Below are 23,314 nucleotides of genomic sequence, written 5' to 3'. Positions count from 1 at the left end.
AAACCGCCCTGCGGCGGCATTGGTATTGCGTTGCGGTGTTCAGGTGGCGGCCAAGCTCTGGCGCGGTACCGGGGTCTGCGAATTCAGGAGAGCGGTGTTGGCGGCGGTCATCATCGACCAGTCGCGTACTTGCGGGTCGCCGGTGCCGTTGCCGACGACAGCGGCGTCAGTCACGACGAACTGCCCGCGGCCAAAGTCCCCCTCAATGGCCCAGCCGCCATAGCCGTCGGCAAAGCTGCCGAACGTCACGGTGACCGGAACATCGCCGTTGTTCATGTAGCCCCACTTCGCCACATAGGGGTCGCCGCTGAGCACGATGCGATAGATGCTCAGGTTGACGACACCGCCCTTGCACGTACCGAATACGCGGAAGGCATAGTCCAGGCCCGACTGCCAGATGCCGGTCTTGATCAGGATGGCCGCAGCGCCGTCGCTGGCGATCGACGCGGGGTACACCGACGCCTTTCCGTTGCCCTCCCCTTGCGTGTCGCGGATCACGCCCGGCGTACTGCCGGCGGCGATCTTCATCCGCTGGGCCAGGCCGCCGCTGCCATCGAGGTCGGCCAGACCGAACGGCTGACCCTTGAGCGATCGCAGCAGGTAGGCATCGTCCTCGGGTGCCGCTGGCGCGAAAGCGTCAGCCGTCGGCGGTGGATGCGCAGCGAAGTAGGCGGCGACGACTGCGGCCACCTGCTCGTCGGAGGCATCCTTGCCGTCAGCTGGCGGATGCTGCGCAAGGTACTGTTCGACCGCGAAGGCTACCTGCGCGGCCGTCGCATCCTTGCCGGGCTCGCCGTCTTTCGGCGGGTGCGCCGCAAGGTACGCGGCTACAGCCTGGGCGACCTGTTCAGGCGTGGCGTTGTCTCCATCACGCGGCGGATGGGCGACCAAGTACTCTGACACCGCCGCGGCGACCTGGTCGTCCGTTGCATCCTTCCCGTCCTGCGGCGGGTGCGCCATCAGGTAGGCGTCGACGGCCGCCTGGATCTGCTCTGGCGTTGGCCCGACACCCGGCCCGGCTGCGGCTGGCGCGCTGGTTGTCACCCTGATGACTGCCGTAGGCGCCGCACGCGCCACGACTACAGGCACCACTTCCTTTACCGTGACCTTCATCGCGTGACCTCTGCCAGGACCAGGTAACTGCCGCCGATGATCTTCGTGACGACGCCCGACGCGAACGTCACTTCGAGGTCATACACGCCGGGCTTGGCTGGCAGTGCGGCAGTCACCTCGGCCGCCAAAAGCAAACCGATCTTTCCAGCCGGGCCGATCGTGATGCGCTGATTTTCCGTGCTCAGCTCGGCCACCAGCACGCCGCTGGACGGAAACGGCCGCAGCTGCATCTTCGCAGTTGCGCCGGTGAGGTCGACCGGCTGGTCCTGCTCGTCCTGCAGCAGGATTTCGAGCGCCCAGGTGTCGCCCTGTTGAATGCGCAGTAGGCGTTCTTCCATCGTGGTTCCAAAGAAAAGGCCCGCGCGCGGCGGGCCTGGGTTGCTGCTGATGGTCAGTCGCCACCGCCGGTATCTGGCGGGGACTGGTACTGCACGGTGGTGGTCGGCGACGAATTTCCCCACAGATCCACGCAGCGGATCGAAAACACGACGTCTCCATTCGTGCCCAGCGGCAACGGCACGTCCACATACGGCTCGCCGTTGGGCAGACCGCTCCAGGTGAAGCCTGGGAAGTCTCCGACGGACGGCGCCGTGATGTAGTGCCGCGCCGCGTCGCTGGCCGTGGACCAGACCAGGCGCAGCGCCAGGCCAGACTGCGCCTGGACGACCGTGCCGCCCGGTGCCGCCGGCGCGCTGTTGGTCACGGTGATGGATGCCTCGGCAGACGGCCCGGCCACGTTCACCTCGAGTACGGTGAATGTCACCTCTGGGCTGACCGCTCCGCTTGCGACGGCGTCGTCATACGTCCACTCGATCACAAAGTTGGTCGTGTTGAACTCGCGCCGCATGACGCCGCCAGTCCACACGCGGATGGTCCGAAAGTCGCCGCGTGCGTTGCTGATGTTGACGCGTACCGCCTTGCCCGCCCACGCCTCCTGCAGAGTGAGCGTTGGCGCCGGCGGCGGCATCGTCATTTCGCTGATGACGCCAGTCCAGTAGGCCCACGGCCCAGGCATGGCTCCGATCGCGCGCGCTCGGACGTGCCAGGTACCCACGCTGAGCGTGGTGCTGATGCTCGGCGTGGTGGCGGAGCCGAGCAGCGCCCATGTCAGGTTGTCCGAGCTCGCTTCGAACTCGTATCGCTCTGCACCGCGGGCGGCCGTGGCCGTCACCGTCTGCTGCCCGTTGACCGAACCACCCACCACCGACACCGATGCCACCACCGGAGCCGCCGTCACGCCTGGCAGCAGTGAAGCAGGTGCCGGTGGTGGAGCCGATCCGCCCTCTTCCGCCTCATGCACCGACGGCGCGTAATTCGTCAGGCGCAGCTTCACCTTGCCGTCCTCGTCCGGCTCGGCTGCCAGCATCACGCAGTCCAGTCCGCGACGCTCGCCAGGACCAAACACGTAAAGGGTGGGCTCGGAACGTCGGCCGTCCGAGACGTAGATGGCGCGCCGCACATCTTCGGATGCGGCCACTATGCACGAAAACTCGTCAGGGCCGGGCACGACTCCATACGGACCATCGGCCGAGCCATTGCGCCGGCGCAGCGCCAGGTAGTGCGACTCATCGCCAAACCATTGCAGCGGCTCGCTGGTGCGCAGAAGGCCGCTGGCTGGATCGAAGTGCTCAACCTGCCCGGATAGCCCCCATTCAGGCACATCGTGGCTCACCGCCACCAGCCCGCCATACCTCGGAATGTTGCCTTCCATCTCGGTCGTAAAGCTGACCGCACGGCGCTGGTCACGATTGGCCGCGGCCATCGATATGCCTTCACGCCATGCCTGATCGCGGTCGGTGATGCCCCAGAACTGCACGTTGGCCGCCTTGTTGGCCGTGCCGCCCTGCAGGATGCACGGCACCTGCGCCGGCTTCCAGGTCCGCGGGTCGGTGTACTCAACCACGACGTGATCGGCCGCGTCCACATCCGGAAAGGCGTAGTCGATGGCGAACGATCGGGCCACCATGTTGTGCGGTGTGAAGACGGCCTCGCGGATGACCTTCGGCTCGGTCCTCACCACGTCGATGACCCCGGCGTAATACATCGGCACGGCGCGGCCCACGCGCGCTATCTGCGTCACCGCGTCCCACAGGGTGGACGTGGTGTCGAACACGCCGTCGCAGTAATCGCCACGGGCTGCCCATACGCCAGCCAGGCGCAGCAGCTCGTCAAGATTGATGCGCTTGTCCGTCAGGCCGCGCCCATAGGTCGTGTTCCGGAACGCGTCCGCGATCGCCCACGCCGGGTTTCGGGTGGCCACCGGCACCGACCAGGTCGCGCCGTCCCAGACTGGCAGCTTGCGCGTGCCGAGCACGTTCACCCGCCGCGCGGTGTTGCCGTTCAGGTTGTTGGTCGCCTTGATGACCATTGCCAGCAGCGTGACGTCGCCGTAATAGCTCTTGCTGGGCAAATAGGCACGCATGCCGGCCCAATACAGCGTGTTGCTCGCGCGCGAGTCCAACGCCTTGTCGCCTACCCGGCGCACGCGCACCTGGTAGCGGCCAGCGGGCACCGGGTAGCGGCGCGAGATAACCTGCGCCTTGTCGCTGGCCATCGTCAGCGTCTCGCCGCCGATGGGCAGCCAATCGCCCGCGCCGGCACCAGCACCGTCGACCCGCTGCGCCTGGACTTCGAACGTCATCGACAGCGCATCCAGGCCGCCGCTGTCGTTGGCGTAGAACAGGCCCTGGTAGCTGAAGTCGATCGCGATCCAGTTGGCCTCGGTGTTGGCAGGGTTCGCCACATATGGGCCTTTCCAGCCGTCGCCCGCGTTCGCCTCGTTGGCCGCCAGCAGCTCCAGGTTCTGCACGGTGTCGCTCGTCACGACGTTGTCCGGGAACAGCGTCACGGCGCCGCCGGGCTTGATGACCTCGTATTGCACCTCACCGAAAGACGTGATGTCGGTGTCTTCGATGCGGATCTTGTCGATATCGATCTCGCCCTGCGTCAGGCAGAACAGCTGATACAGGAACTGCTCGTTGCCGATGTTCTCGACGTACGGCTGGGCGGCGAAGTCGGGATATAGCCGAAACCGGCCATAGAGCACCGGGATCGCCTCCAGCAGCCGCGCGGCGTTGCCCTGCGCGCCCACGGTGTATGTCGGGCTGGCGCCCTCGCGGCCCTGCGCCACGGCTGCCTTCGGCGGCGGCAGGAGCGCGTTAATCAGTAAGCCGCCCGCCAGCATGACGCCAGCGCTCAGCAATGCCCCGGCCGTCGACGCCACCACGGCGCCGCTTGCCAGCGTGGTCGTCAGCCCCGCCAGGTAGGGCGCATAGATGGACGCCGCAATGAGCGCCACCTGCAGCACCACTTGCAGCGGGTTCGATCCGCCGCCGCCCTGCGGCAGCAACATCACCGCGCACACATCGTCAGCGGCGATCGCCCGGCCCCATTCCTTCTGCATGATGGGCGCGTCGTTGAGCACCACGATGAACGGGTGCCGACGCTGCATCTTTCGACCGCGCCCGGCAATGAGCCCGCGCCCGCGCAGCAGCGTGTCCACCCGCGTGCGGCGGCAGACTTGGACGACCTCGCGCCCGACCTGTGGGCGGAACGGGTCACGGCAAACGATCAGATGGGCCATTGTGGAACCGGTAGTATTGAAGTCGAGAAAAGCCCAGGAGGCGCAGGCCAGATCGCGCCGTCCAAATGACGCCGCGGCCCTGCATCGCATGCAGCACACCACCGCCGTCCAGATCCAGCCAGACGCCCACGTGCGGATCGTCTCCGCCCCGCAGCAGCACACCAGCGCCATGGAACGGCGCCGGCACCACTTCCCAGTCGCGTGCATGCATGTGCGCCGCGTACGCCTGGCGCGCAGCATCGCCCAGCGCCAGGTCGGGCAGAGCGACGCCGAAGTGATCGCGCTGGACCGTCTGCAGCAGGCCCCAGCAGTTGAACGCGTCAGGGCCGACAGCGCCCGCGCGCCACGGCAGCCCGATGTAGCCGTTGACCGCTGCCGGCGTCATCGCACCAGCCCCGGAAAGTCGTCAGGCGTGTACCTGCGCCGAGGAAACGGCCAGTTGTGCACGTCGCTGAGCGTCGCGGTGCCTGTCACCTGGAAGACGTCGGCGTGCACGTTGGTGAGCGTCATCGTGTATGGCGGGTCCATCTGCGGCGCCGACAGATCGCTGGCCAGATACGGCCGGTATGTCACCTCAATGCGGGCGGTCTGCGCGATCGCCTGCTCCAGGTGGGATGTCACCTCGCGGCTGGCGTTATCCAGCGAGATGCGCATGCTGGGCACCGATCCGGCCTCGAAGCCGGGCAGCGAAAACCGGAACGCGCCCGGTATGAACTTCACCACCCTGCCCGCGTCCATGGGCGCATCGTCTTCGAGCCGTGCTTCGATTTCCTCGTACCCGATGACAACTCGAATCGCGGTTTGCTTGCCGTCGTCGTCGATGAAAGCCGGGTGCCGGATCTCGATCGTGTCGAAGATCACGGCATCCGCCGGCGCCGACGCATAGGCCTCGGCCAGGGCTTCACTCAGTCCGCTTTTTGCTGCGGCCATGCACCCTCCAGGCAAAAAAAAACCCGCGCGCGGCGGGTTGTCGGTTCAGTTTCATGGCGGCTTTAGTACGTGCTGTAGACGCCCGAGGCGACCCGTAACGTCGTGCCGGCGGCCGGGGCCAGGCCGTAGCACCGCAAGCCACCGTCCGGCGACAGGACCAGGTACCCAGGCTCAAACAGGTCGGTCAGCACAGGGATGACGACCGGGTCGCGAGGCGTCAGGAATTTGCCGAAGCCGTGCACGAGGGTTCCGTTCGCCCGCGCAGCGCCGGCGGCCATGGTCAGATGCATCCGGAATTCGACGTCGCCTGAGTCATTGGCCCGGAAGCGCCGCGCGGAGCCGTTGACATAGTTCCAACCCTCCTGGGGTGCCCAGACCGAAGGCAGGTCTGTCCAGTCGACGCGGTTGCTGGTCACCTTGTTGATCTGACCCAGAATCGCCTTGGCATGTGCCCAGCCCTGCAGGCGGAACAACGTCGGGTTGCCGTGGATGTTGTCCGCCACGACAGGGTCCATCCAGGTAAGGTTGGGCGCCAGAGCCGGGTTGACCATGTTGGCGATGATCAAGCCGTATTCGGTGAGCCCATCCACCACGACGACGCGCTCTTCTGCAGCAAGCCGCATGATGGTTGCGCGGTACGGGTTGCCTTCCGCATAACGGGTCGATGCCTGGCCGCGCGCCCCGGCTTGGGCTTGCGTGTACCAGAGCGGGTACAGGTCGAGCACGACCCGCGACCCGGCGGCCTTGCAGATGCCAATCATCTGCTTCACGTTGGCGTACAGCGCTGCCGCACCGAGTGCCCCTTGCTGGTCGTTTGTCCCGACGCCGATGACCGTGTCCGTAGTGCCGGCAGGCACGCCATTCGCGAGCAGGATCGCGAGTTGGTTGGCGGAAGCTTGGCCGCCCACCGCCTGGTTGCGATACTGAGAGACCCGCATGCCCATCGAGCCATCGAGATACTTCGCAGCCCAACGGCCGGGGCAAGGCGCACCGGGGTCTTGCTGGCGCGAGTCGCCGATATAGAACAGGCCCAGCAGGCCCGTTGAATTCTGCGCCCCGCCTTCCTCGATCCAGAGGTTTTCGTACCGGACGCCGGCGGTCTGCCCGGCCAGGTAACCGCCGATGCCGTAGGCCTGGATCGGATCCTTCACCGTCCGCGAGCGGAACAGCGCTCCGTTGACCAGAATGTTGAAGCTGTACGCGCTGGTGGGCTCGATCGTGATGATGGCCTGGCTCGGGTCGAACGTCGCATGCACCTGCCGATACGCATCTTGCGGGTGCACGACGTTGCCTTGCACATAGCCGCTTCCGGCTTCCTTTTCGATGAATGCCGAGTTACCGCCCGACCACGTCATGCCGTAGTAGCCCAGCGCGGTCCGCGCAAAGCAAGCCGGTGTCAGCCCCGCCATGCCAGCGGGGATGGTCACGGAACAGTGCAGACGTTGGCCGACCTTCAGGCGGATCTCGGCGAGCTCGTAATATCCAGTGCCTGGCGAGTTGAATTCAACGGTATCAGCCGTGTAGGAGATGGCACCGCTGCCCGCCAACGTTTCGATCTCGCTGCCGCCAGCATTCGGGCTGCCGGGCCACATGTACCGCCGTGCCGTGAATTCGGCAGCCGGATTGACCTTGCGGAACGTGTTGCGGATCAGGTCGCCCGCCCCGACGAAGTGGCGCTCTTTGGCGTTCAGCGGCTGGCCGAAGGACGTGTTGCCCTCCAGGTAGGTGAAGCCCATCTCGATGCTCGGGATGATCTCGATCGCACCGTTGACGTCACAATCAAAGCCGACATTGACCAGATGAAACTTGACCCCTTCGTCGCGCGTGATTCGCACCGTGCCTGGCCCCAGGCCATAGATCGATTCGTAGGCAAAGTGATAGACGTTCGTCGTCCCGGTGATGAACGGGAAGTGCACCGTCGGCCCGTCAGAGAACAGGCGCGTGTAGTTCAGGAGCGGGAAGAAGTTATTGCGGCCGATACCCGTCGCCACGTCGAAGTCGCCGGCGCCGCCCAGTTCCTGAATCGTGACGATGTGCGTTTCGGACGGGAAAGGTAACCACCGCCCGGCCGCCAGATCAGCGTCGAAGCTCTCGCCCGACACGTGCGCGTCGCCCGTGGCATATTTCAGCGCAGGGTCGCCGTGCAACACATAGTCCTTGCGGGCGTAGGCCGTGCCGGGTGCCCACACACCGCGATAAGTGAAGGCCAGCCGCGACTCCACCGCGCTGTCGATCATCGCTTCTTTCGACGCGATCAGGGCGGTGGGAGACTTCACCGGGCCGGCGCCAAAGTTGACGCTACCGGCGCCGGTAGCCCACTCGTTGACCTTCGATTCGGTGGCGGACCACCGGGCGGTGGCTTCAGGGAAAGGCAGTTGCGCCATCAGTCACTCCTGCCAAGCGTCGTGCGCTGGCATCGTATTGTTGAACAAGGTGTAAAACGCGTCGTCGATCGCGGCGAATTCAGGCGTCGTCACGCCCACCTTCATGAGCGTGTATTCATCGACAGATGCGACGGGCATGGCCTTCACTTCGAGCTCAGCCGATACGCTCCACAGATCCAGGCCGCTTGCCACCAGCGACACGTTGTAGGGCGGGTTCTGGCTGAAGCGCGTCTGCACAAGGCTTGTGCCGCGCCCGTTGGCCAAGTCGATCTGGAACCAGCCGGCGGCGTCGGCCGTGTCGTGGTGGACGAAGGCTTCGAACAGATCGAACTGTTGCCGGTTGAATATCCAGGTCAGCTTGACCGTCGTCGGGAAGGTGCGGAAACGCCGACGCTGCCGGGCGTTGCCGGCATCCATGTCCGTCCGCACGAACGGCGCCTTGGGCTGGTAGCCGTAGCCGCTCGCGGTCGGCCGCGGCAGCAGCGCCGGCCACTTCGGGATATCTGCCATGGGGACCCATAAAGAAAAATCCGCCGAAGCGGGTGGGTGAGGACGAAAAAAAACCCGCCGAAGCGGGTCGTTTGCGCGGCGGTGTGCTACCAGCCAAGCAGTACATTTGCAGTCTTGCCGTTCTCTGCGGTGACCTTGTTTATCACCCGGCCGCCTTGACGAGCGACGCCGAACTGCGTGGGCGCCTCCCACTGGATCATCCCTGTCACGTAGTAATCACCAGGCGGCAGTTGATCAAACTTGAAGCGGCCATCGGCATCTGCAAATGCGGTACGGCCGGCCGCGAGGTACCGTGGATCAGCATCACCGGCCATCTCGTTCCCTTTCATCGCCTCGTCGAACCATTGCTGGCTCAGTGTCGTCACGGGATTCAGATAGATCTCGCTCCCGGCGCCCTTGATGACTGCACCGCCGCGCAGACGGGCAAAAATCTGGCCCTCGACGATGCCGGTACCGGCTTTCGGCAGCGCCGCATATTCCGCATCATTGAATGGAAGCCGCGCAGATGGCCTCGGTTGTGGGGCAGTAGCACAGGCGCTCATGCCAAGCAGGACCGCGATGATAAGGAGCCGTTTCATGTTGTCGAAATCAGATGCTGGGACTACATAATAAAGCTAGGTCCCAAAGCTGTCTCGAAGGCCAAAGCGGCCCTTAGCCGCTCGATAAACGCTGCCTTGTCCGGCGTCGAACTGACCCGCCACCGCGTCTACTGCCTGCTTCACAACCATTTTGATGAGCGTTGAACCGTCATCCCCTGAGGTTGCGGAACCCTCGAACTGGTTGCCGTTGTGATCCTCGATGACGATGTTCACATTCGGAGCAGCTGCCGCAGCGCCGCTGGCGCCGCCACGAGCGACTAGAGGCGTTACCGTCCCATCTTGCCCAGCCATCATCAGATACTGCCTGCCTCCGGCTTCGAGCAACTCGGGGTGGCCGCGCTCATTCACTTCGTACATTTTGCGAGCGGACACATCGCCGCCGATCGCACGGGATCCGTAGACAGGTGTCGGCGGTTTGAGCCCAAGCCCACCTCCCCCGCTTCCCAACGTGGTCGTGTTGCCGTTTACCAATCCTGTTGGCGTCGACGGAGTGATGAAGCCTGTGAGAGCCGTCGACAGAAAGCTGAATAGCGGCCCGGTAATGCTCTGCTGCACCGCCAGACGCGCAATGCCGCTCACCATCGTGTTGATCAGGTCGCCGAAGGTCAGCTTCCCAGTCGTCACGAACTTGGTGAATGCGTCCTCGGCGCTTCGGAATGCCCCGCCCAGCAGGCTTTCCGCCGCACCAGAGACGTTGCGCACGGTGTCCAGGTAGTTGGCGAAGGCGCGGCGGCTGCCAGTGCTCCAATCCGATTGCATCGCGTCGACGCTGCCGTAATACTGCTGCTGCGCCTGCAGCGCGGCCTGCAGTTGCGCCTTGATGTTCTCGGTGCGTGCCCGGTAGGCATCGCCTCCCAGCTGATCGGTCGGGGTGGCCCGGTCCAGGTCTCGCTGGTAACGCAGGTATTCCTGATAGAGCGCCCGCGTTTCCTGCTGCCGGGCGAAGGCCTTATCGCCCTGGCCATACGCATCCAGTTGGCGCTGGTACTGTTCTTCGCGTGCCTGTTGCGAACTGGCGATGGTGGCCTGGATCTGGCCGTACCGCTCGTTGTACCGCTCCAGCGCGGCCAGGCGTTCCTTTTCGGCCTTCTGCGCTGCAGCCTCGGCCGTTTCCTTGGCCTTAACCTGCTGCTCGATCGCAACGTTCTGCGCCAGCTGTGCGCGGATCTGGTCCTGGGCGGCCAACAATGACTTCTGGTCCGCCGTCAGGATCTTCTTTTCTTTCAGGTCGGCGATCTGCTGCTCGAACTTGGCCTGCTGGCTGGCTGCCTGGCCAAGCTTGCCCGCCGTCGTCAGCTGCTCGCGCTGCGACGCTTCCTGCTCCTTCAGTTGCAGGAGCAGGCGCTGGGCGGCATTGTCGGTGTATTCGCGTGGCTTCGGTCCAGCGCGATCCTTGTACTTCGCGTTGATCGCGGCCACGCGGTCGTCGTATTCCTTCCCAACGATGCCTGCCAGCGCCGCGTCGCGCTTGAACTGCGCCAGTTCATCGGCGCGCTGCTCGGCGCGTGATTGCGTGGCCTTCTTTTGGGCATCAAGGCGGGCCTTGGCATCGATCACTGCCTGATTCTTCGCCCGCTCGGCGCTGTCGGCACCCGCCTTGCGCTCTTCCTCGTCCGCTTTGGCAATCAGTGGCCGCAGTTCAGTAAGGCGCGCCTGCAGTTGCGCGACCGCGCGTTTGCGCTGCCGGTCGTCACGGTATGTGGCTGCACCGGTCGCCGTGCTGGCGAAGCCGGACGGCGATGCCAGCAGCTCGTTCAGCTGGTCTTGCAGTGCCCCGGCTTCCTTGCGGATGTCCGCAGGCGCTGTCGGCCGGCCGATGTTGAGCATCGCGTCCCAGGCCTTCTTTGCTGCGCCCGTGATGCCGTCCCACGCCCGCTCGACCGTGCCAGCCTGGCTGCGCACCTCGGCCATGCGCCGTTCCATCGCCTCAGCGTATGCACGCTGGGCGATTGCGCCGGCCTCGTCCTTGCGCCCCATCTCCTCGGCAGCGCGGATCTGGTCGTACGTTGCGCCCGTCAGGTAGCCGAGCGACCGATTCAGCTCCGTCGACGCCTTGACCGGATCGTCCGCCAACTTGGCGAAGATCTTGGCGGTTTCCTCGACGCTTTGCCCGACCGTCTTATTGGCCGACAGCGCCACAGCGGCGAATCGCTGCAGATCATTGCCGCCCACTCGGGCGCTCGCAGCCAACGCGGTCAGCGCCTCCGCAGCTGCACCCTGCGTCCCTTGCACGTCACTGATGTTGCGGGCCATCGACTGCAGCTGACCCGCCGTCACGCCTGCATAGTTGCCCGTCAGGATGAGCGCGCGGTTGTATTTCTCGTTCTCTGCGCTGCCTTGATAGTAGGCAAACGCCAGCGCTGCAGCGGCCGCGGCCGCCACGGTGAACGGGTTCACCAGACCGGCGATGTAGCCACCCAGAGCGCGCGCGGCAGGTCCGATGCCGCCGAACATGTCCTTGAGCTGCCCGCCTTGCTGCAGGAACACGGTCAGTGGCTGCTGCCCGCCCTGCAGGCTGGTGATGATGTCGGTGAACTGCGCCGGCACGCCGCGCATGGCCGCCGCAGTTGCCGCCGCCGACATGCCGAGACCCTTCGTGGCGTTCTCGGTTTCCCGCACCTTCGCGATGATCGGCTCATACACCGACGGGCTGATGCCGCGCTGGATCGCTTGGTATTCGAGCAGCGCGGACTTTGGCTTGCCATAGGTGGCGGCCAGCGTCTCAGCGCCGCGGATCCATCGTGCATTGGCTTGGTCGAGGCGCTGCGACGCCTTGTCGGCAGCGTCACCGATGCTATTGACCCCACCTGCCGCGCGCTTGCCGGCCTGCCCGATGTCGTCGGCTGCTTTTTTCCCGTCGTTGGCCAGGCCCTTGAGCTTGGCAGATGCCTCGCTCACGTCCGCGCCAACGCGCAGCGTTGTCTTGCCGACCACCTGATCGGTCATACCCTACCCCTTATACATTTCGTCGAGCGCTGCGGCCTCCATCACCTGCAGACCGTCAAAGACGTCGTCGAACTCTTTGCGAGGCACGCCACAGCGCCGCATGACAAACGACAGCGACGCGTAATTGAGCCCCGTCGGCTTGCCGGTGCCGCCGAGCATCCATTGGGTTTGCATCGTCCGGAAGACGCGCTGAATCAGCGCGTTATCCGGCCAAAGGTCTACCGCAGCCGGCATGACGTCGGCCAAGGTCAGCCCCCAGTTGTCCAATTCCTTCTGGGTGGGGGCCGTCCAATACATGCGCTGCGCGGCGGCGATTAGTTTTTTCGCCGGCCCTCCGCCAGCTCAACGACATACGTGTCCAAGATGGCCGTCACCGAGCCGTGGTGGTTCTGCACCAGCTCCTGCAGCGCTTCCCTGCTGAACTCGGCATCTACGTCGTGCCAGCCCTCGATGATCTCCATCAGGGGGCCGACATCGTTGGTTGCGATCGCGGCGGTGCGTTGCAGGTACTCGTTCATCTCATCACGGGTTTTGTGGCGAAAAACGAGCGTCAGGGGCTCGGGCTCGCCCCCCGGGACATGGATTGGCACCGGCGCGACGAAAGTCGGTTTGGCTTTGATCTTGAACATGCTGTCCTTATGCCGCAGCCGCGGCGTAGCGAACGGGGCGGGCCAGCAGCGAGAAGGTCGCGTTGCAAGCCATCACCTGGTTCTTGGTCATGGAAGGGGTTTCGTTGAACGAGGCGTAGCCGTTGTAGGCAGTGACCGCGCCGCTCGGGAAGGTGGCCTTCAGGGCCACCGGGTTGCGCGTTGCCGCGACTTTTTTCAGAGCCTTGTAGCCAGGCAGCGCCGGATCGTCGGCGATGCTGATGGTCATTGACTGGGCGGAGCTTTGCGTCGGCAGTTGGCTCTCGAAGTTGTTCTCCAGGAACGAGAAGTTGGCGAACTGCATGTCGCCGCCCGACGTCGTGACGTCCAGCACCTGGGTGATCTGCTGCCAAGTCGCGATGCGCCGCACGGCGCCCAGCCCACTGCCCACCGGGAAAATGTTGGTGTCCGTGGTGTCGATGTCCTCCAGTTCGAAGGTGTCGGCGGTCGCGGCCACAACGCGTGCGATGCGGCCTTGGATCTGGCTCCAGCCGGAAGTGACTTCGACGAAGTCGCCTGTGGCCAGACCGTGCGCGACCGAGGTGGCCACCGCGTTTTCGTCGTTGCTCAGCGCGGTGACGCTCTTCATCAAACCGTATGCGGTCGCCAGGGCGAAGATGATGCCGTTGGGAAGGGAAACAGCCATTTGAGGCCTCCAGAAATGAAAAGCCGCCCGAAGGCGGCATTGGTTTCTGCGAGGCGAAATGGCTGTGTTGCGGAGCGCGACAGCCTGCGAGGCACGTGTGTATTTACTGCTTGGTGAGCCACTTTTCCCAGGCGCTCAGGCATCCCTTGAGCAGCCGGATCAGGGTCTCGTGCAATTCTTTGGTGATCGGGTTCATGGTCTTGTATGTCGTGGCGGCCCGCCCTTTACGATGCGAACCAGATGGAAAAATCCTGCTGCGTGCCGTGCAGGTCGACGCCGTCGTTGTTGGCGGCCGAGACGCCGGTCAGCACTGTGGCACGCAGCGTCGGCGCCTCGACAAGCACGTCCTCGATCCGTCGTCCGATCGGCGCCACTGCGAGGCGGCTGTCGGCCCATGCATTGATCTGGAACCGGCCGTTCTTCTTGTCGGGCGCTTTCGACTCGATAAAACCGAACTGCACGCCTCCGATCTGCGTGAAAACGACGTACGGCGTCTTCGTGTCTGCCGGCGCCGAATCGACAAAGACGCGATCGCCGACAACGTCGGCCAGGCCGGTTGTCAGGGCGGCCAGGATGTCCTGCTCGATGGTCATTCGTTGTCTGCCTCGGTAATTGGGCCGCCCTTGGCAAGGTCGGCGAGCACTTCCGCCACGCGTTCCTTTGCACGCGCCTGCATTGCGGCAAGCGCGCGCGGCGCGGCGTCACCGGCCCGTCGAATAAACGCGACCGGCTTGACCCAGACAGGCGTCTCCAGCCTCTCGGTCGTCGCAGCAATGCGATTCCCGACGCGCACGATCACGTTCACGCGCCAGTGACCGTTCTCGACCAAGTGCCCGTGCGGAGCCTTCTTCGGATTCCAGCTGATGTTGTAGACCTGCAAGGTATCGGTCGACAGCTCAGGCGAGTGAGCACGGTAGATTGCTTCCCGCAGTTGGCCAGGCCGAATGCCTTTGCGCGCCGGGCCCGAATAGACAGGCGCCAGCGTGCGCGCCTCCCCGTAATAGACCAGCGCGCCGGCGTGAGCCACCGCCCGCGCGACCTGGGTCTGCAGCGCCTCGTCGAGCTGCTCCAACGCGCCCGCCAGGTCGCCATCCAGTTTGAAGTCGAGCATTACGGGCGCGCCCCCGTCGAGCAGGCAAAGTCCACGTGCTCGCGGCGTGCCTCGTCAGGCAGCACGGCCAGAATCTCGTAAACGGTCGCCTTCGAGTAATCGACTGCGCCGCCGGCGTCGACCGCGCCCAGGACAATACGCATCGTCGGCGTGATATCAGTCCGGTACCTGGCGCGGATGCTGACCGCGGCCTCGTGGGTCTCACGATCCGCCGTGACGTACTGCTTGCCGCTCATGGTCTTGATGCTGACCCACATGGCCGCGTGCAGCACCCATGCCTTGACCGGCTCGTTGAGCGCGTTCCTCGTCGTGCCAGGCGTTTCGACGCGCACTCGCCGGTTCAACGTCCCCGCTGCGAGTCCCATCATGCCCCTCCGGCCATGTTCACGTAATTCCGCAGCAGCCATTCGACGCCAAAGGGAATTTCAGTGACTGCGCCCATCTCGCCGGCCTCGCGGTACCGGTTGAAGTGACCGACCAACAGGCAGACCGCCTGATTGATCACCTCATCCACCAGAACGCCCGACGGATCGACCAGTAACTCGTCGACGGAGTCATAGACGCGGCGAAACAGATGGTTTTCCACCGCAGAATATGCGGTGATTATCCAGTCGTGGAGCATCGAATCGTCGACCTCGCCCTCGTCGATGCGGACAGCTTTCCGCACCCGCTCCAGCGTCAGTCTCGCCGCTGCCATGATCAGGCGAACTGCTTGACCGGATACCCTTCAGCGCGAGCGAACGCGACCGCATCAGGGTGAGAATCCAGCGCGCCCTTATGCTGCGTCGCCAGTGTCTCGGGCACGCCTTCGAGGATGTCGTTCGGCTCGTAGCGAACGCCGTAGAGCGTGACCGCCGACAGAACGCGGCAGTCCACTTTCTTCCCCTTCAGGTCCGCATCGGTCAGCGTCGGCTCGGCAGGGACGTCGGGCCGCGTCACGCTGGACAGGGTGTGATCGATGGTGTCGACGCCACCGTTCGCAAGTACCTGCTCGGCCGTGGCGGCCGGCGATATGCCATGCTCCTGGCGTACTGGGTCGCCAGTGGTGCCGGCTTCCGCATTCGCGAGGCTGACGGCCTCGGTGTCGGTCGTGTCCACGCCGGTCACCTTGTCAGTGGTTGAGACCTTCGCGCCGCTGGAGGTGGTTGCGGGCGCGGGAGTGTTTCTCGCCATGTCGTTCTCCTGGATGTTGGGCAGGCCCACACGGGCCCGCCGCTGGGGTTTAGCTGGCGGCGTTGGCAAAGGCCTTCACGGCACCGCCGACGTCGATCATGTTGGCGCCAGAGCGGCAGAAGGCAACGAAGCCCACCTGGCCCTTGAGCGTGTAAGCGCTGTCAGTCATTCGGAACAACGTCACGTCCATCACGTCGCGGATCAGGTACTTGCTGAAGTCGCCGAACAGCACCGACTTGGCATTCGCCGAAGGCGTTGGCATGTTCTGGTTGATCGACATCGCGCGACCCAACAGACGGTCGGGGGCGCCGCCCGGGTTGCCCTGCTCGTAACCAGGGATAAAGATCGGGCGACCGTTCTCGTCCTTGATCTTGCGGACCGACTTCAGAACGTCGTCGTGGAACATCCACTTGCCCGCGCCGCGGTAGTACGGATCAACCGAGTGCTCCAGATCCACCAGATCGTCGTAGGTGATCGTCGAGGTCTGCCCCGTCGCTCCGACCTTGCCGACAGGCGCCGCGGTCGCGATGCCGCGCGGCTGGCCGCTCCCGGTACCGGTCGTCTGATGACGGTTCTGGATGCGGCCAAGGCGCAAATTGAGCAGCACCTTGATGTACGCCTCCAGATCGAACATCGAGTCTTGCAGCAACTCGAAAGGCAGCGCGATCGACTTCGAGCTGTACTTGTAGACGTCCATCGCAGCCTGGCCGAACACGGTTTCGCCGACGGTCACCGTGACGTTCTGGCCGACGATTTCGCCTTCTTCCGACGTAGCGTCGGTAGTCGGGAACAACATCTGGGCGCCGGTTGACGTTTGGATGGTCGAGGCCACACTGCGCACAGCGAATTCGGCACGCATCGTCTGCAACAGCGACCGGCTGAATTCAGTAGCGACGGTGTAGCCGCCCTCGGAGCCGGTGGTGGTGGACATAGCCGATCGAATGTCCGGATTGACGCGGGCATACATAGCGCTGCGCTGCTCGGTGCTCAGCGCCGACAGACCGCCGGACAACATCGCACGCAGCGCTGCTGCTTCGTCGCTGCGACCGTCGCCGCCTTCCCGGGTAGCTGCGTTCAGCGCCGCTTCGTGCTCGGCACGCTCGTCACCGGCGACCTGGGCGCGGCGATTTTCACGGGCAATCTCGGCGTCGATCGCCTCGATCTCGTTCAGGATGGTGTCCAGCGCGGACGCGTCGGCAGCGGGCATGCGCTGGTCGGCGGCGGTTTTGCCGTTGATATCGTTGGCTGCCTTGGCCTTGGCGTCACGTTGCGCGCGCAGTTGGGCGAGTTTGCTCATGGGGATCCTCAGTTGTCAGTGACCGCTCGCGCAGGTCGTTTGGACGAAAAAAAACCGCCCGAGGGCGGCTGGTTCTCAGTTGCGCGAGGCGCTTACTGAAAGGCAAGACGCGCCAGCATTTGCAGGCGCTGTTGTTGGCGAGCGCGGTGGTCCGCGGAGGCAAAGGTGTGATCGGGTTGAGACGGCGCCGCCGGCAGTGCTGAGTCCTGAGGCTCTGGCGGGCGGGCATATGCCGAAAGATTCCACTTCGGCGATGCGGAAGCCCGCGCCGAGGCGGTCTGCAGCACGCTGTCGACGAAGCCAGCGGCGACAGCTTCTTCTGCTGTGAACCAGGTCTCGGCCTCGCACCACTCGACGATTTGGTCCCGGGTTTGCCCGGTGCGCTTTTCGTAAGCGCCGTACATCGTCTCGTCGCACTTGTTCAATAGGTCCACAACCTGCAGCAGTTCGCGGGCATTGCCGAGCGCGAACGTCCAGGTCTGATGGATCATGTACTTCGATGCGGGTGTCGCTACCACCTCGTCGCAGGCACAAGCCAATGCGGTGGCCGCGCTGGCCGCATACCCCTCGATCTGCATGGTCACCTTTGCGGAGTGCTCCCGCAGGGCCTGGCACATTGCCTCGGCCGCGAACACGTCGCCGCCTGGGCAGTTCGTGTACAGCGTGATGTGGTCGGCCTCCAAAGCCCGCACCGCCGGCACGAAGTCCTGCGGGCAGATGCCGCCCCACCATTCGGCAGTGAGGCGATCGCCGACGATCGGGTCATACAGGTAGATTGCCGCTTCGCCGGCCTTGGCCTGGATCTTGTTCTGGATCGGCTCGAAAGGCCGTCGATTGTCAGCCAGCAGCTGGAGCAGGCGGTTGCGCATCTGCGCCTCCATTACGATTCAATGTGGGATTCGGGCCCATGTTTTCGAGCCGGCGGATTTCGTCGGCGTCGGTCCATGGCATTTCACCGGCGCGGCCCAGCGCGATCCGGTAAGCCTCATAGCGGCTTTTCAGATCGCCGCGTTCGAGCGCCGCGGTGATGTGTTCAACGAAGTAGCGCTGGCGTACCGGCCAGAGCTTGGCGTTCAGCTCCTGCGCCAGAGGCGTCAGGTGGCGTTGCAGCGTGTACCGGACGAAGCCGATGCCCATTTGCTCAACGCCGGAGCCGAATGACGTCGTCTTCTCGGTGCGCCCGATCATGAACGGCGGCACGCCGAGCGTGCTGCAGATCTCTTCGACCGTGAACAGGCGGGTCGCCAAAATCTCGGCATCCTTCGAGTTGACGCTCAGCTGCGCAGGCTCCAACCCGCCCGACAAGATCAGCGGTCCGCGGCCACCGTTATGTGCCCGGGCAAGCAGAGACAGCTTCAAGTCCTTCAACTGGCCGTCGGACAGTCGGTTCGTGGTCTTCAGCGCGTAGTCATAGTTCGCGCCTCCGGTGAAGAACCGCCCGCTGAACTCCTGGGCCGCGATAGCTGCGCCGATCGCTTCCCGCGCGGCATAGGTGATTGGACTTGGGCTTCGTAGGCCATCGAACCCCAGGCTCGGCAGGTGGATCATGTCCGCGCTGTCGAGCGTGTAAGCCGGCGAGCCGTCGGTGGGATTTACGCGGTAATACAGGCGGCCTTCAGATCGGAAAGGGTCCACCGTGAGCGGATGCAGCGGTTTCCATCCGATAACGCGCGCGCTGCGCACGCTCGGCCGCAGAAGCTGTCCGAAACCATCGCCGTGAAACATCTTGCTGCTGATCAGGTACTCCCAAGCAGCTGCGGCTGTCCATCCCTCCGACGCCATTTCATTAAAAAGCCACCAGTAGTCGTGATCCGCCTTACTTCGGTCCGCGCCGTTGCGTTCGAAGATTCCCAGCGGAAGCGAAGCGATTGCGCCGGCAAGCAGCGATACGCATGCGTACACGGCCGAAACGCGCATCGCCGCATCTCTCGTGACGTGCACCCCAGCCGATGTGCGGTAGGCCGCGCCAAAGACGTTGGCGAATTCCTGCGTCGAGAGGCCGCTTTCGCTGCCGTTTTCTTCCAGAGCGAGCAGACCAGCGCGCTCGACGCCGCCCTCTCGCCCGGCCAGCCATGCCCCGAGGACACGGCTACCGCGGTCGGGTTCGAGTGTTTCAGGCATCAGTACAAGTCCAGTGAGTGAATTCCGGGAGCTGATAGGGCCTCGGGGTTGAGCGCCATCAGCGAGACTGCATCGAACAGGGCCATCAGCGGGTCGATCTTCGCCGAGCCGCTGGCCTGCTTGGTGATCAGGATTGCATTGCCGCGTGGCTCGACCTTGGCGTTGCCGACGCACCAAGTGAGCAGCGCCTGGCCGCCGTGCACGAGCGTGCCCTCCGCAAGCTTTCGTTCAGCCGTCTTGATCGCGCCGCCCAGCTTCCAACCTTGGGAAATGCCGACGACCAGGTCCTCGGGCACCTCCAGCTCGACCAGCGCGTCCAGGATTGCGCCCACGCCTGACGGGTCCATCCCGATCTTGTCGAGCAAGCCTGACCCGTAGACCGAGGCCACGATGCCCGCCAGCTCAGCGACGTCGTCACCGATCTGTTCAACGAGCACCAGGTCGCCGTCCTTGGCGAAGTCGCGGAAGCGCGAGGCCTCCGCCTTTCGTCGTTCCAGCACCGATGGATGCGCCCACGCCCTGGTCCAAGCCAGCCATTCGCGCGTCTCTGCGTCGCGGCCGACAACGGCCAGCCCCAACAAGTCGTCCAGACCGCCACCGTCGATTCCGATGTCGATCACTTCGCACCGATCAATCAGCTGGTCCAACGTGAGCCCCGGGCACGTTGCCTGCCGTTCCCAGAAGTCCGCGCCAGCCCACCGATCGGACCGGAGCGCCAGGCCGATCTCGACGTTCAGGTGTTTTGCCAGGAAGCCGCGGACCTCTTCCTCACCGGCTTCCAGCGCCTGCTCGTACGTTGTCGTGATGAACTGGATATCGACCGACAAGCCCCAGTTAGGGTTTGTGACGTACGCGTTCTCCAGCTCGCGATGCTCGTTGCGCTCGAGCATCCGCTTGGGAAACTCATAGAGCACCGGCAGAAACCGGGGGTTCACCACTGCGCCGTCACGCACCTTGCGGGCGTACATCAGCTTGTCCTTGAACACGCCGGCCGGCGGATCGTCGGCCTGGGTGGTGGCATAGATGATGAAGCCTTCAGGCCGCGACGCCAGGCCGCCGGTAGCCTCGCGCAGCATCGCGGCGGCGGTCGCCTTCTTCCCGAAAAGCCAGTGCTCGTCGATGAAAACGCCGATCGCCTTCTTTCCGGACACCGTTTCGCTGTCGGCGGCCACGACCTTCAGCGTCGCTTTCAGCACCCGGTGCGTGACCGTGCGGATGTGGTCCTGGACCTGGAACATCTCCTTCAGCTCGTCGTCCGCATTGATCATGTCGCGGATCGGCAGATACGAGTTGTCCGCGATTTCCTTGGTCGGCGCGAGAATGATGAACTCGCCCGAGGGGCGCCAGTTGAGGATCAGCGCGGTCAGCATTACGCCCGCGGCGATCGTCGACTTACCGTTCTTCTTGCTGATCAGCAGATAGAACTCGGTGATCAAGCGGCGGCCGGACTCGTGGTCGTAGGCGCCGAAGATAGCGCCGACGAAGTCGGTCACCCAGGGGCGAACCGTGTCCTTCATCAACGGGCTACCCGTCGCATCCACCATGCGCAAGCTGCCAAACACGTTGAGCGCGTGCGCGGCATAGTCCGGGAACAGCGGCGGCATCGGCACCAGCGATTTGCGCGCGACGATGCGGCGTTCCCAATCAGGGCACGCGGTACTCCAAACGGGGGCGGCCATCAGTGCTTAGTCGGCGCCGAGGGCGGTCCGAACTGAGTGAATCGACCGGTCGTAGCCGTTTCCTTCGCCTTTTCGTTCGCAGCGGCTTTCTTGCCGGCGGCGTCCTTGCGGGGGTGCACATACGGAGCCCAGGCCTTCGCCGCGTCGGTGCGCAACTTCATGTCCTGCTCCCCGTCGTTGACCACAGCCCGCAAAAACTCCAGCGGGTCGGCATAAAAACCGGCCAGAGTTGGCAAGTCCAACTCGCGGCCGGCCGCTTTGGCCTCCTGCTTGGCCTTGTTAACTTCGGCACCTCGTGCAAGTGCGGCTTGGACGTCCCGGTCCTTCATCAATCGGGACGCTGCCTGGGCCGCGCCTTTCTCGCTATAACCCGCACGAACAGCGGCTTTGGCGCCGCTGAGTCCCGACTGCAGAGCGGCGACGAATCGGCGCTTCAAGTCGGTCAATGCCATTAACAACCTCGGTTAACAAATCTTGTGAAGGGGAAAATTTTCTGCGCGTGAGAGGACAGGTGGTCTAGGAATCCGGCGACCTCAAGGTTTTGGCCCCCCCCCTCTCTCGACCGATGTGGTCAGGGGTGGGGCTGGGGGCTGACGGTAGGGCCGTAGCGGGCCGATCGATCGACATGCCGTACACCAGCGTGACTCGAACCGGTTGCAGCCTAGCGGGCCTCTGCTTCTTCGCGCTGCTTCTCGCCGCTGTGGCACGAGCGACAGAGTGCCTGCCAGTTCGACCGATTCCAGAACAGCGACTGGTCACCTCGGTGCGGCACGATGTGGTCGACAAGCTGCGACGCCGTGACGAAGCCTCCACGCTCGCAGTATCGGCACAATGGATGTTCTTCAAGAAAAGCCTTGCTGGCCTTTTGCCACTTGTACGTGTAGCCACGCTCATTGGCTGTCGCACCAGATGGCCGCCACGAGCCGGGCTGCTGCACAGCCAGGCGACCAGCTTGGGTGGGCACGCGTGACTTGAGCGTGGTCAGCCGAGACATTTGCGGTCGGCAACCGGCTCGATCACGATGGTCACTACACCGTGCAACTCACGTCGCAGCACCTCGTCGCGTGCCAGGTTCAGTTGTGCCCGGCCGTCTGGGCCTGGGTCCATCGCCAGCACATAACCAGTATCGGTATCAGCGGTGAACACACCGTCGATTCGCATTCCATCCACGTAAACAACGGGCTTGCCTCGACACCGCGCTCTGTCCCACGCTGGATAACCAGGGTCGTCTCGGTCACTCGACATTCGCATTGCTGCCTCCATCGTGACGGTGGTCCACCACGATCATCACCTCGGCAATCTGCCGCGTCCCCTCGGTCGCAGTCGATTCGTGGCGGTGGACCACCTTCCACGTCACGCCGGGCCGGTCCATCACAGGCTGGCCTATCTGCCTCATAACGCCGGCCACAATCAGGTCGTCGAGATCCTTGCCGGCAACAATGGCGGTGTACACCGTCTCGTGCACCACGTCGGAATGTACCGGTATGGTCGGAGGAAGTGCTGGGCGGGCCTGCATTGCAACTCCAAAAAGAAAAACCCCGACGAGGCGGGGTTGGACTAGTCATCACTGGCGTCAGGCAAACGGTACGTTTTAGGCCTTCACTTCTGGCGGCGGCTCGGTGACTGCCTCGACCTGCTGCAAGATGTTCATAGCGAACCTCCTGTTCTCTTCGGATAACTTCGCATATGTCGCTTCAAAGTCAGAGACGTCCGTTTCGATTCCAAGTTCGTTTCGAATGCAGAGCAAGGCGGCCAGTCCCGCCGCTTCAAGAGGGTCCACACGTTCGATCAGGGACAAAAGTAGTGGCTTGAGCGCGATGCGGTACCTGTTGAGCCACTCTGTGGCTTCGCGACCATAGAAATCGAGATGACCGGACTCGGCCGCAATTTTCGAGCTGAGCACGCGCCACTCGTCCTCATGTTCACCAACCCCTCTTGCAATCAGATCGGTCTGTTGCCGGAAGAGTTCACCTCGTCGTGCCAAGGCAATTTGCTGCTGTGCCGTGCTGTGCACCTGCATTGCCTTCGCTTCTACCGCTTCGGTACGCTGCATCAGCAACACCGCCTTCACTCGTTGCAACTCGAGAAAGTAGGACGCCACGGCACGCGCGGTTTGTGGCGTCGCAACTAGATAAACGGCAGACAGGGCCCCAGCCGCAGCAGTCTCTGCGCCCGTTACCACTCGGTGGTCCGTCTCGGGGTCCAACAGGCTGAGCACGGCCTGCCTTAATTCCGCAGAACCCTCAATGGCTTTGAGATAAAGGTCACGACGCAAGGCGCTTCGTCGCTCCTGAACTCGTTGTGTCGATTCGTGATCCAGCCGTTGCTGCTGCAATGCCCTGGCGGTACGGTCACGAAGGCTCCCAGTCACCATGGTTATGACGGAGCCTATCAGTATCCCGACAAGCGCGGTAACGCTCGATGGCAAGTCGGCAAAAAATTGAACCCATTCCTGCACGGCGCTCCCCTGATTTCCCAAGTCGCGAAAACTATCATGACGAGGGCCACCGTGCATACGACGGACAACAAAAAGCCCGCCGTCGTGAGACATGCGGGCTTCGGTCGTACTTATTTC

26 protein-coding genes are annotated in these 23,314 nt (G+C 64.0%); all 26 read right to left on the bottom strand.

All coding sequences use genetic code 11. The annotated features are described in order from the left end of the window. Positions 1-39: 39 nt before the first annotated feature. Positions 40-1,113 carry a hypothetical protein gene (locus IE116_RS20785; protein ID WP_189615152.1) on the bottom strand — a complete coding sequence of 358 codons (1,074 nt, stop codon included), beginning with the start codon at positions 1,111-1,113 and terminating at the stop codon, positions 40-42. Next, positions 1,110-1,451, bottom strand: coding sequence for a hypothetical protein (locus tag IE116_RS20780; RefSeq protein ID WP_189615151.1), 342 nt, complete (start codon positions 1,449-1,451; stop codon positions 1,110-1,112). Before IE116_RS20780 ends, IE116_RS20785 begins: the two co-directional genes overlap by 4 nt. A gap of 53 nt (positions 1,452-1,504) precedes the next feature. Then, positions 1,505-4,564, bottom strand: a complete 3,060-nt coding sequence (locus tag IE116_RS20775) for a host specificity factor TipJ family phage tail protein (RefSeq protein ID WP_189615150.1) — start codon at positions 4,562-4,564, stop codon at positions 1,505-1,507. A 106-nt stretch (positions 4,565-4,670) separates the two neighbouring features. Further along, positions 4,671-5,081 carry an NlpC/P60 family protein gene (locus tag IE116_RS20770; RefSeq protein WP_189615149.1) on the bottom strand — a complete coding sequence of 137 codons (411 nt, stop codon included), beginning with the start codon at positions 5,079-5,081 and terminating at the stop codon, positions 4,671-4,673. Next, a complete protein-coding gene (locus IE116_RS20765; RefSeq protein ID WP_189615148.1) occupies positions 5,078-5,626 on the bottom strand; it encodes a DUF1833 family protein in 549 nt (182 codons plus the stop codon). The genes IE116_RS20770 and IE116_RS20765 overlap by 4 nt, the downstream gene beginning before the upstream one ends. Before the next feature lie 62 nt (positions 5,627-5,688). Next, a complete protein-coding gene (locus IE116_RS20760) occupies positions 5,689-8,010 on the bottom strand; it encodes an SGNH/GDSL hydrolase family protein (RefSeq protein ID WP_189615147.1) in 2,322 nt (773 codons plus the stop codon). Positions 8,011-8,013: 3 nt separating this feature from the next. Next, positions 8,014-8,520 carry a hypothetical protein gene (locus IE116_RS20755; protein ID WP_189615146.1) on the bottom strand — a complete coding sequence of 169 codons (507 nt, stop codon included), beginning with the start codon at positions 8,518-8,520 and terminating at the stop codon, positions 8,014-8,016. Positions 8,521-8,606: 86 nt separating this feature from the next. After that, positions 8,607-9,098, bottom strand: coding sequence for a carboxypeptidase-like regulatory domain-containing protein (locus IE116_RS20750; protein ID WP_189615145.1), 492 nt, complete (start codon positions 9,096-9,098; stop codon positions 8,607-8,609). 36 nt (positions 9,099-9,134) lie between these two features. Continuing rightward, positions 9,135-12,065, bottom strand: coding sequence for a phage tail tape measure protein (locus IE116_RS20745; RefSeq protein ID WP_189615144.1), 2,931 nt, complete (start codon positions 12,063-12,065; stop codon positions 9,135-9,137). A gap of 3 nt (positions 12,066-12,068) precedes the next feature. Beyond that, positions 12,069-12,362: a DUF1799 domain-containing protein gene (locus IE116_RS20740; RefSeq protein WP_189615143.1), complete on the bottom strand. Its 294-nt coding sequence runs from the start codon at positions 12,360-12,362 to the stop codon at positions 12,069-12,071. 17 nt (positions 12,363-12,379) lie between these two features. Further along, entirely contained in the window at positions 12,380-12,694 is a 315-nt protein-coding gene (locus IE116_RS20735) for a phage tail assembly chaperone (RefSeq protein ID WP_189615142.1), read from the bottom strand. A 7-nt stretch (positions 12,695-12,701) separates the two neighbouring features. Continuing rightward, positions 12,702-13,358 (bottom strand): phage tail protein, encoded by a 657-nt coding sequence (locus IE116_RS20730; protein ID WP_189615141.1) that lies wholly within the window; start codon positions 13,356-13,358, stop codon positions 12,702-12,704. A gap of 224 nt (positions 13,359-13,582) precedes the next feature. Then, positions 13,583-13,951, bottom strand: coding sequence for a tail completion protein gp17 (gp17, locus tag IE116_RS20725; protein ID WP_189615140.1), 369 nt, complete (start codon positions 13,949-13,951; stop codon positions 13,583-13,585). Next, complete coding sequence (locus tag IE116_RS20720) at positions 13,948-14,469, bottom strand: HK97 gp10 family phage protein (protein ID WP_189615139.1); 522 nt, start codon at positions 14,467-14,469, stop codon at positions 13,948-13,950. The genes gp17 and IE116_RS20720 overlap by 4 nt, the downstream gene beginning before the upstream one ends. Then, complete coding sequence (locus tag IE116_RS20715) at positions 14,469-14,837, bottom strand: phage head closure protein (RefSeq protein WP_189615138.1); 369 nt, start codon at positions 14,835-14,837, stop codon at positions 14,469-14,471. The genes IE116_RS20720 and IE116_RS20715 overlap by 1 nt, the downstream gene beginning before the upstream one ends. Further along, positions 14,834-15,166, bottom strand: coding sequence for a head-tail connector protein (locus tag IE116_RS20710; RefSeq protein ID WP_189615137.1), 333 nt, complete (start codon positions 15,164-15,166; stop codon positions 14,834-14,836). Before IE116_RS20710 ends, IE116_RS20715 begins: the two co-directional genes overlap by 4 nt. A gap of 2 nt (positions 15,167-15,168) precedes the next feature. Beyond that, the gene (locus tag IE116_RS20705; protein ID WP_189615136.1) at positions 15,169-15,642 is read right to left on the bottom strand and encodes a hypothetical protein; all 474 of its coding nucleotides are present in this window, start codon (positions 15,640-15,642) and stop codon (positions 15,169-15,171) included. Between the two features lie 49 nt (positions 15,643-15,691). Beyond that, positions 15,692-16,939, bottom strand: coding sequence for a phage major capsid protein (locus IE116_RS20700; protein ID WP_189615135.1), 1,248 nt, complete (start codon positions 16,937-16,939; stop codon positions 15,692-15,694). Between the two features lie 92 nt (positions 16,940-17,031). After that, complete coding sequence (locus IE116_RS20695; protein WP_189615134.1) at positions 17,032-17,808, bottom strand: head maturation protease, ClpP-related; 777 nt, start codon at positions 17,806-17,808, stop codon at positions 17,032-17,034. Continuing rightward, on the bottom strand, positions 17,777-19,060 hold the full coding sequence (locus IE116_RS20690; protein ID WP_189615133.1) for a phage portal protein: 1,284 nt from the start codon (positions 19,058-19,060) through the stop codon (positions 17,777-17,779). Before IE116_RS20690 ends, IE116_RS20695 begins: the two co-directional genes overlap by 32 nt. Next, positions 19,060-20,739, bottom strand: a complete 1,680-nt coding sequence (locus IE116_RS20685) for a terminase large subunit (RefSeq protein WP_189615132.1) — start codon at positions 20,737-20,739, stop codon at positions 19,060-19,062. The genes IE116_RS20690 and IE116_RS20685 overlap by 1 nt, the downstream gene beginning before the upstream one ends. Beyond that, entirely contained in the window at positions 20,739-21,191 is a 453-nt protein-coding gene (locus IE116_RS20680) for a terminase small subunit (RefSeq protein WP_189615131.1), read from the bottom strand. The genes IE116_RS20685 and IE116_RS20680 overlap by 1 nt, the downstream gene beginning before the upstream one ends. A 209-nt stretch (positions 21,192-21,400) precedes the next feature. Further along, on the bottom strand, positions 21,401-21,733 hold the full coding sequence (locus tag IE116_RS20675; protein WP_189615130.1) for an HNH endonuclease: 333 nt from the start codon (positions 21,731-21,733) through the stop codon (positions 21,401-21,403). Continuing rightward, the gene (locus IE116_RS20670; protein ID WP_189615129.1) at positions 21,721-21,900 is read right to left on the bottom strand and encodes a hypothetical protein; all 180 of its coding nucleotides are present in this window, start codon (positions 21,898-21,900) and stop codon (positions 21,721-21,723) included. Before IE116_RS20670 ends, IE116_RS20675 begins: the two co-directional genes overlap by 13 nt. 73 nt (positions 21,901-21,973) lie before the next feature. Next, the gene (locus IE116_RS20665; RefSeq protein WP_189615128.1) at positions 21,974-22,255 is read right to left on the bottom strand and encodes a hypothetical protein; all 282 of its coding nucleotides are present in this window, start codon (positions 22,253-22,255) and stop codon (positions 21,974-21,976) included. Between the two features lie 75 nt (positions 22,256-22,330). After that, a complete protein-coding gene (locus tag IE116_RS20660; protein WP_189615127.1) occupies positions 22,331-23,290 on the bottom strand; it encodes a hypothetical protein in 960 nt (319 codons plus the stop codon). Between the last annotated feature and the right edge of the window lie 24 nt (positions 23,291-23,314).

It is taken from the genome of Pigmentiphaga litoralis (assembly GCF_014651835.1).
In the GTDB taxonomy this organism is placed as follows: Bacteria; Pseudomonadota; Gammaproteobacteria; order Burkholderiales; family Burkholderiaceae_B; genus Pigmentiphaga; species Pigmentiphaga litoralis.
This window is presented reverse-complemented; position numbering and strand designations above follow the sequence as displayed.

What these genes read in the sequence shown, in the direction of transcription:
- IE116_RS20785 (WP_189615152.1), bottom strand. Translation starts at nt 1,113, where the DNA reads ATGAAGGTCACGGTAAAGGAAGTGGTGCCTGTAGTCGTGGCGCGTGCG.
- IE116_RS20780 (WP_189615151.1), bottom strand. Translation starts at nt 1,451, where the DNA reads ATGGAAGAACGCCTACTGCGCATTCAACAGGGCGACACCTGGGCGCTC.
- IE116_RS20775 (WP_189615150.1), bottom strand. Translation starts at nt 4,564, where the DNA reads ATGCAGCGTCGGCACCCGTTCATCGTGGTGCTCAACGACGCGCCCATC.
- IE116_RS20770 (WP_189615149.1), bottom strand. Translation starts at nt 5,081, where the DNA reads ATGACGCCGGCAGCGGTCAACGGCTACATCGGGCTGCCGTGGCGCGCG.
- IE116_RS20765 (WP_189615148.1), bottom strand. Translation starts at nt 5,626, where the DNA reads ATGGCCGCAGCAAAAAGCGGACTGAGTGAAGCCCTGGCCGAGGCCTAT.
- IE116_RS20760 (WP_189615147.1), bottom strand. Translation starts at nt 8,010, where the DNA reads ATGGCGCAACTGCCTTTCCCTGAAGCCACCGCCCGGTGGTCCGCCACC.
- IE116_RS20755 (WP_189615146.1), bottom strand. Translation starts at nt 8,520, where the DNA reads ATGGCAGATATCCCGAAGTGGCCGGCGCTGCTGCCGCGGCCGACCGCG.
- IE116_RS20750 (WP_189615145.1), bottom strand. Translation starts at nt 9,098, where the DNA reads ATGAAACGGCTCCTTATCATCGCGGTCCTGCTTGGCATGAGCGCCTGT.
- IE116_RS20745 (WP_189615144.1), bottom strand. Translation starts at nt 12,065, where the DNA reads ATGACCGATCAGGTGGTCGGCAAGACAACGCTGCGCGTTGGCGCGGAC.
- IE116_RS20740 (WP_189615143.1), bottom strand. Translation starts at nt 12,362, where the DNA reads ATGTATTGGACGGCCCCCACCCAGAAGGAATTGGACAACTGGGGGCTG.
- IE116_RS20735 (WP_189615142.1), bottom strand. Translation starts at nt 12,694, where the DNA reads ATGTTCAAGATCAAAGCCAAACCGACTTTCGTCGCGCCGGTGCCAATC.
- IE116_RS20730 (WP_189615141.1), bottom strand. Translation starts at nt 13,358, where the DNA reads ATGGCTGTTTCCCTTCCCAACGGCATCATCTTCGCCCTGGCGACCGCA.
- gp17 (WP_189615140.1), bottom strand. Translation starts at nt 13,951, where the DNA reads ATGACCATCGAGCAGGACATCCTGGCCGCCCTGACAACCGGCCTGGCC.
- IE116_RS20720 (WP_189615139.1), bottom strand. Translation starts at nt 14,469, where the DNA reads ATGCTCGACTTCAAACTGGATGGCGACCTGGCGGGCGCGTTGGAGCAG.
- IE116_RS20715 (WP_189615138.1), bottom strand. Translation starts at nt 14,837, where the DNA reads ATGATGGGACTCGCAGCGGGGACGTTGAACCGGCGAGTGCGCGTCGAA.
- IE116_RS20710 (WP_189615137.1), bottom strand. Translation starts at nt 15,166, where the DNA reads ATGGCAGCGGCGAGACTGACGCTGGAGCGGGTGCGGAAAGCTGTCCGC.
- IE116_RS20705 (WP_189615136.1), bottom strand. Translation starts at nt 15,642, where the DNA reads ATGGCGAGAAACACTCCCGCGCCCGCAACCACCTCCAGCGGCGCGAAG.
- IE116_RS20700 (WP_189615135.1), bottom strand. Translation starts at nt 16,939, where the DNA reads ATGAGCAAACTCGCCCAACTGCGCGCGCAACGTGACGCCAAGGCCAAG.
- IE116_RS20695 (WP_189615134.1), bottom strand. Translation starts at nt 17,808, where the DNA reads ATGCGCAACCGCCTGCTCCAGCTGCTGGCTGACAATCGACGGCCTTTC.
- IE116_RS20690 (WP_189615133.1), bottom strand. Translation starts at nt 19,060, where the DNA reads ATGCCTGAAACACTCGAACCCGACCGCGGTAGCCGTGTCCTCGGGGCA.
- IE116_RS20685 (WP_189615132.1), bottom strand. Translation starts at nt 20,739, where the DNA reads ATGGCCGCCCCCGTTTGGAGTACCGCGTGCCCTGATTGGGAACGCCGC.
- IE116_RS20680 (WP_189615131.1), bottom strand. Translation starts at nt 21,191, where the DNA reads ATGGCATTGACCGACTTGAAGCGCCGATTCGTCGCCGCTCTGCAGTCG.
- IE116_RS20675 (WP_189615130.1), bottom strand. Translation starts at nt 21,733, where the DNA reads ATGTCTCGGCTGACCACGCTCAAGTCACGCGTGCCCACCCAAGCTGGT.
- IE116_RS20670 (WP_189615129.1), bottom strand. Translation starts at nt 21,900, where the DNA reads ATGCGAATCGACGGTGTGTTCACCGCTGATACCGATACTGGTTATGTG.
- IE116_RS20665 (WP_189615128.1), bottom strand. Translation starts at nt 22,255, where the DNA reads ATGCAGGCCCGCCCAGCACTTCCTCCGACCATACCGGTACATTCCGAC.
- IE116_RS20660 (WP_189615127.1), bottom strand. Translation starts at nt 23,290, where the DNA reads ATGTCTCACGACGGCGGGCTTTTTGTTGTCCGTCGTATGCACGGTGGC.